Annotated in this window: 17 protein-coding genes; 8 read left to right on the forward strand and 9 right to left on the reverse strand. The window is 41.1% G+C overall.

The genetic code is table 11. The features are described 5' to 3' along the window. Positions 1-198: 198 nt before the first annotated feature. From AC2IOM_RS04035 to cyaY, 9 genes are all read right to left on the reverse strand, one after another. A complete protein-coding gene (locus AC2IOM_RS04035; RefSeq protein WP_486359184.1) occupies positions 199-597 on the reverse strand; it encodes a hypothetical protein in 399 nt (132 codons plus the stop codon). Positions 598-1437: 840 nt separating this feature from the next. Next, on the reverse strand, positions 1438-2328 hold the full coding sequence (locus AC2IOM_RS04040) for a hypothetical protein (RefSeq protein ID WP_486359185.1): 891 nt from the start codon (positions 2326-2328) through the stop codon (positions 1438-1440). 650 nt (positions 2329-2978) lie between these two features. After that, complete coding sequence (gene add / locus AC2IOM_RS04045) at positions 2979-3974, reverse strand: adenosine deaminase (RefSeq protein ID WP_486359186.1); 996 nt, start codon at positions 3972-3974, stop codon at positions 2979-2981. A gap of 151 nt (positions 3975-4125) precedes the next feature. Then, positions 4126-5238 (reverse strand): heme biosynthesis HemY N-terminal domain-containing protein, encoded by a 1113-nt coding sequence (locus AC2IOM_RS04050; protein ID WP_486359187.1) that lies wholly within the window; start codon positions 5236-5238, stop codon positions 4126-4128. Beyond that, complete coding sequence (locus AC2IOM_RS04055; protein WP_486359188.1) at positions 5235-7052, reverse strand: uroporphyrinogen-III C-methyltransferase; 1818 nt, start codon at positions 7050-7052, stop codon at positions 5235-5237. Before AC2IOM_RS04055 ends, AC2IOM_RS04050 begins: the two co-directional genes overlap by 4 nt. Positions 7053-7064: 12 nt before the next feature. Further along, positions 7065-8000 (reverse strand): hydroxymethylbilane synthase, encoded by a 936-nt coding sequence (gene hemC / locus AC2IOM_RS04060; RefSeq protein ID WP_486359189.1) that lies wholly within the window; start codon positions 7998-8000, stop codon positions 7065-7067. A 20-nt stretch (positions 8001-8020) separates the two neighbouring features. After that, positions 8021-8932, reverse strand: coding sequence for a DUF2914 domain-containing protein (locus AC2IOM_RS04065; RefSeq protein WP_486359190.1), 912 nt, complete (start codon positions 8930-8932; stop codon positions 8021-8023). A gap of 9 nt (positions 8933-8941) precedes the next feature. Next, positions 8942-9598 (reverse strand): alpha/beta hydrolase, encoded by a 657-nt coding sequence (locus tag AC2IOM_RS04070; RefSeq protein WP_486359191.1) that lies wholly within the window; start codon positions 9596-9598, stop codon positions 8942-8944. After that, positions 9599-9919, reverse strand: coding sequence for an iron donor protein CyaY (cyaY, locus tag AC2IOM_RS04075; protein ID WP_100914077.1), 321 nt, complete (start codon positions 9917-9919; stop codon positions 9599-9601). A 151-nt stretch (positions 9920-10070) separates the two neighbouring features. Between cyaY and lptM the strand changes: the two genes are divergently transcribed. The 8 genes from lptM to AC2IOM_RS04115 all read left to right on the forward strand — a co-directional run bounded on the left by lptM (position 10071) and on the right by AC2IOM_RS04115 (position 15523). Continuing rightward, a complete protein-coding gene (gene lptM, locus AC2IOM_RS04080) occupies positions 10071-10238 on the forward strand; it encodes an LPS translocon maturation chaperone LptM (protein WP_082428650.1) in 168 nt (55 codons plus the stop codon). Continuing rightward, entirely contained in the window at positions 10238-11485 is a 1248-nt protein-coding gene (lysA, locus tag AC2IOM_RS04085) for a diaminopimelate decarboxylase (protein ID WP_486359192.1), read from the forward strand. Before lptM ends, lysA begins: the two co-directional genes overlap by 1 nt. A gap of 21 nt (positions 11486-11506) precedes the next feature. Beyond that, positions 11507-12337, forward strand: coding sequence for a diaminopimelate epimerase (dapF, locus tag AC2IOM_RS04090; RefSeq protein ID WP_100914080.1), 831 nt, complete (start codon positions 11507-11509; stop codon positions 12335-12337). Beyond that, complete coding sequence (locus tag AC2IOM_RS04095; protein ID WP_486359193.1) at positions 12334-12945, forward strand: DUF484 family protein; 612 nt, start codon at positions 12334-12336, stop codon at positions 12943-12945. The genes dapF and AC2IOM_RS04095 overlap by 4 nt, the downstream gene beginning before the upstream one ends. Next, a complete protein-coding gene (gene xerC, locus AC2IOM_RS04100; RefSeq protein WP_486359194.1) occupies positions 12942-13859 on the forward strand; it encodes a tyrosine recombinase XerC in 918 nt (305 codons plus the stop codon). Before AC2IOM_RS04095 ends, xerC begins: the two co-directional genes overlap by 4 nt. Position 13860: 1 nt before the next feature. Further along, positions 13861-14562 carry an HAD-IA family hydrolase gene (locus AC2IOM_RS04105; RefSeq protein ID WP_486359195.1) on the forward strand — a complete coding sequence of 234 codons (702 nt, stop codon included), beginning with the start codon at positions 13861-13863 and terminating at the stop codon, positions 14560-14562. A gap of 124 nt (positions 14563-14686) precedes the next feature. Next, positions 14687-14995, forward strand: coding sequence for a hypothetical protein (locus AC2IOM_RS04110; RefSeq protein WP_486359196.1), 309 nt, complete (start codon positions 14687-14689; stop codon positions 14993-14995). A gap of 192 nt (positions 14996-15187) precedes the next feature. Further along, a complete protein-coding gene (locus AC2IOM_RS04115; RefSeq protein ID WP_475146870.1) occupies positions 15188-15523 on the forward strand; it encodes a hypothetical protein in 336 nt (111 codons plus the stop codon). Positions 15524-15527 lie beyond the last annotated feature (4 nt).

Below are 15527 nucleotides of genomic sequence, written 5' to 3' on the forward strand. Positions count from 1 at the left end.
CTTTCCAGCTCGAAGTCCTTTTCTCGCGTTCATAGCTAGCCGAACTTCGTTCGTCTCAAGACGCTATTCACCCATTCCTACATGCCTTGCTCGACCGCTTCGCTCCCTGTCTCGCATTATTCATTTAAATTCCGCTTTCAGGTTTGATTGATGGGTGAAAAGTGAGCACGTAATTATTTATTTTTACCCAACTAAATACTAGCTATTTACTAAATGCGGCTCTTTATTTGTTTCAATAACCCTGCGAATAGTTGCACCACCAATACTTTCGCATGTTTTCCCATTATTAAAGTCAATTTTTGCAGCTTCGCCTCGAACTATCGGACGAACAAACCGCCAAGGCCAAAAACCGAAGCGCTGAGAACCTACATAATTAACCACCGCATTAGCACCTAAAGAATTAGCCTCCTTCCCGAACGCTGGCAAGATGTCAGTTACACTGCCGTAAGAGCCCTTCGCAATTTTAATTCGTTTGATGCTCTCAACCTGAACATCCGTACTTGGCAGCCCCGTAACTAAGCAAATATCCATCACATCATAGGCAGCTACAGACATAGAACCCAACATTAACGCACTAATTAAACCAAATTTTTTCATTAATATACTTCTTTTTATACTTATCAGTTGTTATCGCTCATCTTTAAATTCATGTCATGAGCCTCAACTATTCTTAAAAACCTTGATCTCCAGCGTCCATAACTCTCAACCCGACACCTCAAAGTGCCCATTGATAACAAAAGGGTCGGAAGTAATTTCCCGAAAATCCAACGAAGTGCGTATTAAACTACAAAGGTTACTGCTAGAACAATTAAAATAATGTTTAATAATTGTAGAATTAATAATGAGTTATAGGTTAAGGAATTATCGAGTAGGGTGTAACTAAAAAACGAGTTAAACCTGACTAAGTACTAAAAATAAAGCCTGTCTGTCACATTAGCGAAAGCGGCCAAAGTTGAAAAGCAACCGAAACAAAAGTTCACAGTGTTTTAAAATGAGATCAGGGATGACTGATGTAATCCAGCTTCAAGGATGAATTTTAACGTTAATCTCACAAGCGCCGGCCTCCCTTTGGAATCCCTCGGCGCCCAAAAATCAAACTAACTATTCAAGCAAAATTTAAATGTGAACATAAACGCCATGAAGCAACGCGCTAAACATCCCTGTATGCTTTCCAGCTCAAAGTCCTTTTCTCGCGTTCATAGCTAGCCGAACTTCGTTCGTCTCAAGACGCTATTCACCCATGCCTACATGGCTTGATCGACCGCTTCGCTCCCTGTCTCGCATTATTCATTTAAATTGTATTTTCAGATTTGATTAATGGGTGAGGGAGTGAACTTTTAAAACAGATTTCAAGTCCAAAAAAGAGCTAAATTCAGGCGGAGCTAATGCCCGCTTAAGTTTTGGTGTCCCAGCGGCGACTTGATGCGTTTGTTAGCATTATATGCTCGCCAAGGCCTCTTTGTATTCATCAAACATATCTTTAAAGCCAAATGCAGATTCTGGATTACTGAGCATGTAAACTTCGTTAAGACCTGAACCTGAGCTTAAGTGCAGCTCACCATATTGCACAACAGGGAGCTGATAATTATCAGCAAAGCGCTTATCTCGGCTACCGTCTTTATTTGATTTAGCCCAGGTGTAATCAATAATGTCAGCGTCATTGGGCACATCTTCGCTTTCAATGAAGTTAGAGAGCATAAAGTTAACGTCAACCTCTAACAAATCAATCAATGCAAAATCATCTTCTTTTTCCACAAGTAAGAACTGAGGAAATAAATGTAAATCTCCTCCATTTGCATTTTCAAAGTGAAGTGCTTTGTAGTCGCATTGAATCTTGGGGTTGTGCGATCTTTTCAGGCTAACAGTTTTGCGTTCAATAACACTATTTGCTGTAGTTCTCTCCGCAACATTATCAATCATTTGCGATGTTGTTACATCCCAAATTTTTTCAGAGGTAAGCGCTTCAGAGAATCTATCATCCAAAGTGCCAAAAGCGGCATCAAGGTGATCTGGTAATGAAATTTCAAGTCCTAACTTATGCCTATCATACTCTTCTTCGAGTTGACCTATGGCTTTGATAATGTCATTTATAGCGCTTTTCTTTACCTCAATTTGGTCTTTTAAGAATAGTTTCAAGGGAAACCAGTTAATCCAAGAAAGTCCGGATTTCATTCTGTTCAATGCATGGGTTTCAGATCCAATCTCACTCTTTAATTTTTTCTTGGCAACCTCTATATCGCTAAGGGTCTGTTTTAGTTCATTTAAACTTTGTGACGACAATCTTCCAATAGCTTTGCTTTTGAAATATACCTTGCCAATATTATTCATACTAATTCCTTTAGAACGACCGTAATAATGATGCTAACATTTTAGTATTTATGCGACATGCAGTTTGTGTTGCATAATCGCTTGTTTATCTTCGAATTCAATTTATTAACACTTATGATTAATTGTTATTAGTCAGATAGTTATTCGAAATTTTCCATTTTTCAAGGTATCGAAAAAGGCAACTTACCTGTCAATACTATTAAGGGTGCAGTATTTATTCCTAAATGGATCTGATGTAATTATTCAATGCCCGCTCAATAGTGACCTTAAAGGCTGCTGCTAAGGAAAATTCCCCCTTTAAATCAAACCTGAAACCATAATTTAAATGAATAATGCGAGACAGAGAGCGAAGCGGTCGAGCAAGCTATGCTGAGGCATGGATGCCGATTCATAGCGTTTATGTTCACATTTAAATTATGTTTTAAGAATCAGTTTGATTTTGGAGCACGCTTTTTGGTTCGTTTTTGTCGTGTAACAAAAATGAACAAGAGTATGCCATGGATGGCGTATGATATTTACAGGGAGGTACAATACGATGGATATTTACAAGGATGTGTTAGCGCAAATAAACAAAAAAGGAGCTTCTTAGCTCCTTTTTACTGCTATCGTCAATGCGACGAAATCAAATACTACTGAAAATATCAGTGAAATTACGCGTATTTCCCCATTAACACTTTACGCTCGCTATCACTTAAAAACGCAATTTGTAATGCATTCTTTTGTGCTTGCGTGATTTCTGCCTGTGTTAAACCTGCTTGTGGTGCAGCGACATCAAATTCATGGCGAATTTCAATATTGCTTACACTTGGGTCATCAGTATTAATGGTGGCTAAAATACCGTGTGCTAAAAACTGCTTTAGTGGGTGGGTTGCCATTGATGCAACTGTACTCGTTTGAATATTGCTGGTTAAGCACGATTCCACACCAATTTGGTGATCGCGTAGGTAATCCATCAGTGCGCCATCTTCTATTGCTTTTACGCCATGGCCAATACGTGTTGCACCAAGTTCTTTAATTGCATGCCAAATGCTTTCGCTGCCAGCGGCTTCACCTGCATGGGTGGTAATCTGTAAACCCGCATCGCGTGCTTGTTTAAAGTGGCCTTCAAATAAGTTACCTGGGAAGCCAAGCTCGTCACCCGCTAAATCGAGTGCGATAAGCTCATTTTTGTGCGCCAGTAAGCCATCAAGTTCCGCTTGGCATGCTTCAACACCAAAGGTGCGCGATAAAATACCAATCAAATTTGCTTGAACGCCCGTCTCGCGGCTACCCGCTTTTACGCCGTCAATAACTGCGGCAACTACGTCTGCAATATTCAGGCTGTGGGTTTGCGCCATATAAAATGGGCTAAAACGCAGCTCAACGTAATCAAGCCCCTGCCCTTTAGCATCAAACATATTTTCATAGGCAATGCGATGACATGCATCTAAATCGCCCAGCACTTTTACGCCCCAGTCCAGTTTTTGTAAAAAGCCAAGTAAATCGGGCTCATTTTCAATTACTTGTACATGTGGGCGCAGCGACTCAACATCGCTTGCTGGCAAATCCATATTAAATTTTAGGCCAAGATCTAAAATGGTTTCTGAGCGAACATTTCCATCAAGGTGACGGTGTAAATCAAGAAGAGGAAGAGTTGAATCGATCATGGCTTGACCCTTAAAAATTTAAAATTGCGCGGATTCTACGTAGTTTAGCTATAAAAGCAAGGATTGCTTAGGACATAGGTCCTTATTCGTGCAAATATAAAAAAAGCGCCAATCGGCGCTTTTAAATAAAGAATAAATATTTTCGAAAATACTAAGCATAGGTTTGATAGAGCGAAATTGCTTTATCAAGTTGCCCTGTTTGATTAAAACACTCAGCCGCAACACGCCAATGCTTGTTTGCATTTCCTTTGCTTAAAACTTTATTAAATACCTTACAGGCAAGCTCAAAATCACCTTGCGCTTTAGCGATGTAAGCCAGCGTTAGCAATAGTGTCTCATCTTCCGGTATTTTCTTTAATCGGCTTTGGATAAACTTTTGTGTGTCAAATAATTTAGTATTGTTGCACTTACTGAGGATTTGCCAAATCTCGCGGTATTTATCACCCTTAGCTAGTTTTAATAAACACTTATCGGTTTGCTCTGGGGAAAATGAGGCAAGATTAGTCAGGTAATGAAACTCTGCTTTTTCTTTGAGTTTCTTCGGTAAATTACCGTAAGCACTGTTTAATGCATTTAAGTCTAACGCTGCAAAATAACGTTCAAATAACTGTTGCCATTGCTCGTCACTTAGCGCATGTTTTTTCTCAAAACGACTTAGCTGATCATTAAGCGTTGACCAATCTTGCTGGGCTACTAAGTACTCGGCAAAATTAGCCAGCTCTAAGTTAGTCGCTTTTTTGTTCTTAGTTATTTGCTCCATGCTTTCTTTGGCAAGCTCAGCTTGCTCACTTTCCACCAGCATTTGCGCAATATTTGATGCGTCTTGCTGCGCAACTTTTTCAAGATATAGTCGTGCATCCGCTTTATTACCACTTTCTAACGCGGCTCGTGCTGAAATGGCTTGTGCAATGCTTTCCCAACCTGCTGGTACATGGGCTTTTGCAAGACTTTGCTGTGCGCCAGTAAAATCACGATTTATAAACTGCCAAACGCCTGTTTTTAAATTACTTAATTTGCGTTTATCGGCGCGCGATGCCCATTTAAAACGAGTAATGCCATACAGTGATAAGACATAACGCAGCACTTTATAAATCACAAAACTAAACGCCGCTAGTAAAATAATGGCAATTACAAATGCGGTGATCGTGCCTTCAATGGTGTAGTCGTTAAAAGCAATTAGCACATAACCTTTTTCACCTATAGCCACTGGCGCGAGTGCAAGTACAACTAATGCAATAACAACCGTGATAATTGCCTTGCTCATAGTAGCTCCTTAATTGCAGCTGCAGAGTTAAAGGTAATCTCTGGTGTGAACACAAGAGGCCTAGCATGTAATTCACTCAATTGATTATTAAGGTATTTTACATTCGCAGCTTGCACATCATAATAATTGTTAACTACGTTTTGTGCTTGTTGCAGTGCCGTAGAGAAAATAGCTGGCTGCTGCTTTGTAAGCGCAGTTTGTGCTTGTGCCATATAAAAACGTAATTGATGTCGGATCAACGCTTGCTCTTCTTGGCTTAATAACGGCTCTATCGGCGCTGTGCGTTTGCGCACTTTAATAAAGTCATCCACCAGCAAGTCCCAACTGCGTTTTAAGTTTGACTGCCAATCATCCACATTATTTGAAAGCGCCTGCGGATCAACTTTATCAGCTTCTTCCGGTAGCACCACCATATTAAGCGGTAGCTCATCAAGATTGGCGATTAACCCAGACAGCTTTAAATATAAACCTTCAACATCAGCCGTTTGTACCGCTTGTAATGCTTGAATATCTTGATGTAGTGCCGCTCTAGCTTGCTGAGTACCCGGGAAGTTTTCAAGCAGTACATCTAAACGTGCCAGCATTGCCGCGGCGCCTAGGTAATCATTTTGCACCAGCGCCTTAAATTCGGCCATGCGGTAAAGGCTTTTCACTTCTTCACGATTTAGCTCTGGTGTTTGTTGGTTAGCCGCGTGTAACTGCTGGGCAATTTTTTCATTAAGCGCAAGCTCTGCCTCAGATACCTGAGCCGATAACGCACTTTGCAATTGTTGATTTTGATTTTTTAATGCCAGCGCCTGTGTATTAACTTGGGCAATCTGTTCAGCGAGCGTGTTGTTTTCGTTATTTAACTTAACGAGAAAATTTTTCTGTTGTTGAAATAAGGTATAGCCGTACCCTAATCCACCAACCGCAGTAAGTGATACCAACAACGCAACAACAGCAATTGCCTTGCCTGAACCTGATTGCTTTGCCACGGCTGGTTTTGAAGCGCTATTGCTCGTAGTTTGCGCCTTACTTATTGGCTTTTCGCTAATCGTACTCTTTGCCGTTATGTCTTTTTCTTGTTCCATAGCGTGACTCTGTTGATGTTTATGTTGACCTGCAATGGCATTGATAATGCTATCATTATCAGCACCTTGGCAATTAATAATGTGTTTTACATTGGCTTTTTCTTGCAAGTAGTTAACGCAGCGCTCACTTACCAAGTAAACGGTTAGCTGCGATAACCAGGTTTTATTTGTCGCTATTGCTAAAAAGCTATCGATACTTGCATTGCTCGTTAAGACAACGGCATCTATACCATTCGCTTGCCAATTAGCCGCCATTGCGTCATTTAAATTAGCATTCGCCAAACGCTGGTAAACGGCTAGCGGCTGAAAAATCGCTTCGCGCGCTTTCAATTCTTGCGCTAACTTATTACGCCCACCTTTGCCTTTTACCAATACAATTTGTTTACTTGCGACATTGTTGAGCTCTGGCATGGCAAGCAAACCTTCGCTGGTTTCAACCAGCGGGCTAGCACACGACTTGTTAAACAGTTCGGTTACCGTTTCAGCGGTACTTTTACCAACAGCTAAACAGTGGCTGTGTTTTGCTAGTTCAGGTTTTAACGCATGTAAAAAACGTGCGGCATCTTGTGACACAAAAAGCACAATATCGGCGCTTTCAAGCATAGCAAGTTGCTGTTCACTCACTGCAATTGCTTCAAGCGCCAGTAATGGTTGAATGGTGCTTTTAATCGCCATATTTGATAGGCGCTCAGCTAATTGTTGGCTCTTTTCCTCTGGCCGTGTGAGTAAGATATGTGTCACATGCACTCCTTGTTAGTTACCGTAAACTTCAGCAAGAATTTTATCAGCACCTTGCGATAATAAGTTATCAGCTACTTGCTCGCCGATTTGTTCTGCATTTGCCACATTACCTGCCAGTGTATGCTGCAAAATTACCGAGCCATCTAACGCACCTACTAAACCGCGCAGTGTCAGAGTTTCACCTTCAACAGTTGCAAATGCACCAATCGGAACTTGGCAACCACCTTGTAACTTACGATTCATTGCGCGCTCTGCCAATACACGATAGCGCGTTTCTGTGTGCTCAAGTGGCGCAAGCAACGCTTTAGTTGTTTCGTCATCGCTACGACACTCAATACCTACCGCCCCTTGACCATTTGCAGGTAATGAATCTTCAGCAGTAATAAAATCAGCAATGCGCTGTGGCATTTCTAAACGAATAAGACCAGCAGCGGCTAGAATAATTGCATCGTATTCACCGGCATCTAGTTTTGCTAAACGCGTATTTACGTTACCGCGTAAATCTCTAATTTCGAGATCAGGACGCGCCGCTTTTAACTGACACTGACGACGTAGGCTCGATGTGCCAACAATTGCTCCTTGAGGCAAATCAGCCAGCGACTTGAAGTTGTTTGATACAAATGCATCTCGCGGATCTTCACGCTCACAAATTGTGTGTAGTTCTAGTCCATCAGGGAATTCAACCGGAACGTCTTTCATTGAATGGACGGCAATATCTGCGCGACCTTCCATCATAGCGACTTCAAGCTCTTTAACAAATAGGCCTTTACCACCGATTTTCGCCAGTGGCGTGTCTAAAATTTTATCGCCTTGAGTCGACATAGGCACAAGCTCAACCGTTAAATTAGCATGGTGCTTTTCCAGTTCAGCTTTTACAAACTCTGCTTGCCAAAGAGCCAATGCGCTTTTGCGCGTTGCAATACGAATAATTGGATTATCTTGAGACATAATTTTCCTACACTGACTCGCTACTGGTCAGTTACTTTAAATTGCTTGCTCGCCAACGTTTTTCCGTCGGCAATTAATTCTACACGCCACTCGCCTAATTGCAGTGCCGCTATATTTTTTGATGAATAGGTACGGTATCGCTCTGCAAATATTGAAAGCTCAACATCCGCTTGCAGTTGATCTTGAAAATACCACTTGTGGCGTACCACTTTACCTTTTAAGCCGTTTACTTCAGTAAAGAAGTACAACTTTTTGGTAAAGCTCGCCCTTGCGATTCGTTCACCAATAATATCAACTGGCTCTCGCGCTTTAATATCACGCGATAACAATGCGCGCGTTACACTTTGGGTATTCATTTTTGCGCCAAGTGCAATGTCTGCTAAGTCGCCATTACTGTTTTCGTTTGCGTGCTGTTCAATATCGACGCTCACAGTCTGCTCTAAAAACTCATCGTTATTTTCGGCTGTTTTTGACAGACTATTATTCGTCACGCTTTCACTAACAACCGCTTCACTGTTATCAACACCTGTAGGATTGCTAGGCTCTAGCTCGACTCGCTGTTCAATCGCAGGTTGAGTGACAGAAGCTTTCTCAATTGGTAATTCAGCTAGCGAAGATTGGCTTAAACCAACCTTTTCGGTTTCATTATCAGTATTTTTAGCATTATTTACAGCCGATGTTATCGTTTTCACAACGGTTGAGCTGCCTTGTTGCACACTGGCTTTTGTTAATGATTGACTCGTTTCTTTTGGATTTTTCGTATTTGGAAATAAGTACATAGTTGCCAAAACTAATACGACTACCACCAGCAACAGCGCCGCAAAAACACGCGCCCAGCGCCATTGGTACTCAACTTCGCTCGGTTGTGCATTTTGCGCGGATTGGTTTTGCTTATTTGCCAATGTCGCCGTAATTTTTATCTTTTGTGCCACTATTCCTTCCTAGTTTAAGCGCGAAACCAACCAAGTACGGATCGCCTTAATTTCCTCTAAACACACTTGGTGTGTCATTGGGTATTCCTGCCAACTAACTTCATAACCCAATTCAAGTAATGTTTGATATGCTGCTTTTCCTGCGCCTGTTGGTACCACGTCGTCAAAACTGCCATGAGCCATAAATACATTTAAGCTTGCTTGCTGCTTTTCGAGTTTAAGTTTAGCAGGCTCACACATATAGGTAGAAAGCGCCATAACACCCGCCAACTGATATGGTAAGCGAGGTGCTAAATACAATGACACAACGCCACCTTGCGAAAAACCCGCCAAAATAATATTGCTAGGCGCAATACCATTGTCGATTTCAGCATCAATTAATTGTTGCACTGCCGCAGCAGATTGTTGCACACCTTGCTCGTCGGCGCGTTTATCTAGATCAAGAGATTTAATGTCATACCATGAACGCATCGCCATACCACCATTTATGGTGACTGGTTGAATTGGAGCGTGTGGAAAAATAAATTTTACACCCAGTTCTACAGGTAAATTAATTTCCGGTACGATAGGTGCAAAGCCATCACCTGAGTCACCTAAACCATGCAACCAAATTACCGTTGCTTTGTGACTTGATTGTGGCTCAATAATAACTGCGTCTAAACTCATTTATTCAGCTTCCCATGTAATGCTTGTACCCGCTTGTTTGCTCGCAGCATCATTCATAAATTGCCAGAACTCAGAGCCACTACGGTTATCAATCCATTTATCGCCATGACGTTCAAAATGGTGACCATTAAACTTAGTTGCTACCCACAACTGCTGTAAAGGCGCTTGTTTATTAAGGATGATCTTACTGTTATCTGGAAAAATAATTTCTAAAATTCCCGAGGCAGATTCATAGTCTAAGTCGACCTCGCAGGCATCAACTTGCTCTTCTAAGTTAATAAACAAATCATCGATTAACTGATGGTATTCTTGGTCTGTCATAGCTAAATTTCCAAATTGATTTTTTGATGCCAATAAAGCATAAGAAAAAACGTCAATATCCTGCGTTTTTGCGCTTTTTTCTGATAATCTCTATTCAATAATACCAACCGTGGCATTCACTTGTCAGTAATAAGTTTTATAAACAGACGATATGGTTAAATGTAAGAAATTAGTTTCAGTATTTATGAGTGTATCATTGCTCATTTTAGCTGGTTGCGGTCAAAAAGGTCCTTTATATCTTGCCGAGCAAGATCAAGTGGAATCAAATCAACCAAAGCAGCAAACCGACGCTGATAAAGAGCAGAAGGAGCAGCAGTAATGGACTATTTTAACTATAACGATAACGAACTGTTTGCAGAGCAAGTAAAGGTTGAAGATATTGCCAAACAATATGGTACGCCTTGTTATGTATACTCGCGTGCTACATTAGAACGCCACTATAAGGCATTTTGCGACGCGGCCAATCACCATAATCACCTTGTATGCTATGCCGTAAAAGCTAATTCAAACCTCGCTATTTTAAACGTATTGGCGCGTCTTGGTTCTGGTTTTGATATTGTTTCTAAAGGTGAACTGGCACGAGTAATTGCAGCCGGTGGCGATACCAGTAAAGTGGTATTTTCAGGTGTTGCTAAAACACATGACGAAATTGCCTTTGCTCTAGAGCACAATATCAAGTGCTTTAATGTTGAATCAGAAGCTGAGCTTGAGCGCATCTCGCAAGTTGCAGCTGAGTTAAACGTAAATGCGCCTATATCTATTCGTGTAAACCCAGATATCGATGCTAAAACGCACCCTTATATTTCTACCGGTTTGAAAGAAAATAAATTCGGCATAGATATTAAAATTGCGGTTGATGTGTATAAGAAAGCGGCAAGCTTACCTAACTTAGATATCAAGGGTATTGATTTTCATATTGGCTCACAGCTTACCGAAGTTGAACCTTTTATTGCGGCACTTAAAAAAGTAATCGCGCTCGTAAAAGAACTTGCATCTCATAATATCAAACTAAGCCATGTTGACGTTGGCGGTGGTTTAGGTGTGCCATATGCCCAAGAAGCACCTCCACACCCAAGTCAGTACGTTAGTAAAATCACCGAATGCTTAGCAGAGTTACCCGATGTTGAGCTAATTTTTGAACCTGGCCGCGCTATTGCAGCTAATGCCGGCATTTTAGTCACCAATGTTGAATATCTAAAACAAAACCAAGGTAAACACTTTGCAATTGTTGATGCAGGCATGAATGATTTACTGCGCCCATCGCTTTATCAGGCTTGGCAAAATATTATTGCAGTAAAGCCACGACAAGGTAAAACCGAAAATTACGATATTGTTGGCCCGGTATGTGAAACCGGTGACTTTTTAGGTAAAGACCGCGATTTGTGCATTGAAGCGGGCGATTTAATTGCCGTGCGCAGTGCCGGAGCGTATGGTTTTACCATGAGCTCAAACTACAATTCACGTCCGCGCGTAGCCGAAATAATGGTAGATAACGACCAAGTTCATGTAATTCGCCAACGCGAAACTATTGACGACCTATACCGAAACGAGTGTACACTGCCTTAAGCACAATCATAGTTTATATATATGCTAGTAAATTTTTCTAAAATGCATGGCTTAGGCAATGACTTTATGGTTATTGATAACGTCACGCAAAATGTTTTTATTTCAAAAGACCAAATTCGTAAGTTAGCGGATCGCAACTTCGGTATTGGCTTTGACCAATTACTAATGGTTGAAGCGCCGTACGATCCTGATTTGGATTTTCATTACCGAATTTTTAATGCGGATGGCTATGAAGTTGAACAATGCGGGAATGGCGCACGCTGTTTTGCTCGCTTTGTGCGTATGAAAGGGTTAACCAACCGCCATCGCATTCAGGTCTCGACAAAGTCTGGCAATATTACCCTACACAATGAGAAAGACGGCAAAGTGCGCGTAAATATGGGCCACCCTAAATTTGACCCAGCAAAAGTGCCGTTTAAAGCGACTAAGCGCGAAACAACGTATATTATCCGTGAAGGCGAACATACAATATTTTGTGGCGTTGTCTCTATGGGCAACCCGCACTGCGTACTTGAAGTAGACGATATCAACTCTGATCAAATTACCGAGTTAGGCCCGCTACTTGAAAGCCATGAGCGCTTTCCTAAAAAGGCCAACATTGGTTTTATGCAAATAATCTCGCCAGAGCATATCAAACTGCGCGTATGGGAGCGTGGCGCAGGTGAAACACTTGCCTGTGGTAGCGGTGCTTGTGCTGCTGTTGTGGTTGGTATTTTACAAAAGAAACTCGCCAATCAAGTTAAGGTTGAATTACCTGGTGGCGAATTAACAATAAATTGGCAAGGCGACGGTCACCCAGTAAAAATGACCGGCCCTGCAGAACATGTGTTTGATGGTCAAATCGCGATATGAATGAATTAGATGAACGCCAAGTTGTCGATTATTTAGAACAAAACCGTGACTTTTTACAAAAGCACCCCGAACTACTTGCGCGTTTATCCATTTACGACGAACCAAACGGCACCACCAGCCTTGTTAAGCGTCAACAAAATTTATTGCAAAATAAAAATCGAGAATTAACCGATAAACTCTCTCATTTAATCGATAACGCAACCAATAACGAACACATTTTTAAAGTGTTCAATCAATGTCATCGACTGCTACTTAAAACCGATACGCTAGAAGCACTACAAGAAAAGTTAACACAAACCTTGTGCAAAGGATTTAATTTACTTGATTGCCAATTAATACCTGTAAATCCCGATACGCACCAAACGCTGCTCGATCAACGCTTTAGCGTACAAACCAGCTTTTTAGGACGTTTGAGTCAAGATGAGCAAATGCTGCTATTTCAAAAAACAGTTGGCTCGGTAGCTGTGTATTTGGTTGGCGATAAAAGTACGCCAACAGCCATATTAGCCTTCGCCAGCAGCGATGAAACACACTATCACCCAGAACAAAACAGTGTATTTGTTTTAGAATTTATTCAAGCCTTAGATATCAAACTGTCTCAGTTATGAATGAGCAACAACCGCTAAGCGCAAGCTGGCAGCAGAGTATAGATTTATACATCGCTTTTGCGCGCAATGAGAAACACTATTCAACAGCCACCATCGATGCTTACCTGCGTCATTTAGAAACATCAGCACACTATTTTTCGCAATTTGTTGCTAACTGGCAAGCAATTGAAGTTGAGAATGTAAAAGGCTTGCTAGCGAAGTTGAAAAGCCGCGAATTATCGGCTAGAACCATTAATTTACACCTATCGTGCTTGCGTAGCTTTTATAAGTTTTTAATTAGAAAGGGGCTTGCCAAAGCGAATCCGGTAGAGCTTGTTAAGGGGCCAAAATTCACTAAGCCGCTACCCAAAAACCTCGATGTTGACCAAGTAAATCAACTACTTGAAATTGTGCCGGAAGATAACTTAGCAATTCGCGACAAAGCCATGATGGAATTAATGTATTCATCAGGGCTGCGTCTATCTGAGCTGGCTAGCCTTAATTTAACGGATAAGAGCGCGATCTTTAATGGCCTTCTAACCGTATTAGGTAAAGGTGGTAAGGAGCGGGTTATTCCCGTAGGGCGAAAAGCCATTAGCGCAGTAAAAGAGTGGCTTAAAGTACGTGCAGAGTTTACTAATCCCGACGAACTCGCTTTATTTACTAGTAAACAAAAACGCCGCTTGTCGATTCGTCAAATTCGTGCGCGTATGAAGAAATGGGGTATTGAACAAGGTCTAAGTGCCAATGTACATCCGCACAAATTACGCCATAGCTTTGCTTCACATATTTTAGAATCGAGCGGCGATTTACGTGCAGTGCAGGAGTTGCTTGGTCATAGTAATTTATCAACCACCCAAGTATATACGCACTTAGATTTTCAACACCTTGCAAAGGTATACGACAACACACACCCAAGGGCAAAAAAGAAGTAATATGATACGATTTAACCGAGCGATTTCTGCCGTAAAAGTGATTTGTTTTGATTTAGACGATACCCTTTACGACAACCGCCCTATCATTAAAAATGCCATTAAAGCACAACAAGATTACCTTGCTGCAATTCCAGAGTGGGCGGCGCAAGATGGCGACTTTTGGCGCACGTGCCGAAACGGTTATGCACTTGAAAACCCAGAGATCATCAACGATGTCACACTTTGGCGCCAAAAGGCATTATTGTGGGGGTTAGAAACTCTCAAAGTAGAAAATGCAGCATTTCATGCAGCACAAGCGTATAACGCATTTGCCAAAGCACGCAGCGATATTGAGGTCGCACCTGAAGTAATCGATTTACTCGCAGCACTTCGTAAAAAATACAAAGTGATTGCTATTACTAATGGTAATGTCGATGTAAGCCAATTTAATTTGAAAGACAGCTTCGATTTAGTATTACAAGCAGGGCCCCATGGCAAAGCCAAACCAGCAAGTGACATGTTTGATTTGGCCTGCCAGCAATTAGATGTAAGTCAAAACGAGATTTTACATGCGGGTGATAGCCTTGATTCAGATGTACAAGGCGCTAACAATGCTGGCTGTTATAGTGTGTGGCTAGAAAATGCTTTTGTGACTTACCGCTACAAAGGTTTAGCTGACATAGAAATAAGCGATATTTTTGCGCTCAAATCCCTGCTTGTTTAATAACTTAAGGAAATATCACGTACACGATATTTCCTTACATCACGTAATATAACCTCTCATCATTAATGACTTTAATAAGCTCATTACAGAACATATTCTGCACTCAATAAATAAGGGAGCAGTTATGTTTACAAAAGAATGGAAATTTAATCTCAAGCATCACCAAATCCACATTACTTATCATTATTTTGACGGCATGAAACTGTATGTCGATGGTGATTTAAGAGATTTTAGTAATATCAGTGTTTTATTTAGCAATGATGTACTTTTAAGGGCAAATCTACCCGAGATTGGTGATATTGATGTGACCCCTTCATTACCTTTTTTTAGCCTTGAAGTCACAGTGCAACTTTCCCAAGCTTCAGACAGGTTTATCGTCTACTCCTCTCATGAGCGAGTACCGTTGCGGGCGCAGCGCCTTATTAGTAAATAACAGGCTTTGCAAACGGATACGTTGATGTACTTAATGGGCTTTAGCCTAATATTTTTACTCTCTTTGGCTGTGAAACGCCGCTTTCAATTTATCGTGATAAACAGCAAATACGATATATTGAAAAAGTGATTGCCAGCTTAACAAACGACTTTGTTTTTAAAAAATAACAACATTATAAAAAGGACTAACATTATGTATAAAGAATGGGAATTCGACTTAAACGACCATCACGTTCGCGTAACCAATAACTGGTTAACTGGGGTGAAGCTTTATGTAGACGGAAAGCTAAAAGGACGGAATGGATTTCCTGTTATGGGTCCTCTGCTAATTCTCTTTTTCCTTATCAGCGGTGACAGAGTTATCTCTCACTTTCAAGAAAAACAAAAAATAGCGCATATTGAGAATATCATTGCAACGTTACCTGAAAGCGAAAGAGCAACGTTTGTTAAAACGTACTTAGAAACAAAAAGTTCAGAGCTCCAACAGCCTACTCACAATGTAAAGGCTAGCGAAAAAATCAATAGATAAACAA

It is taken from the genome of Pseudoalteromonas sp. NS-SX12, assembly GCF_057367955.1.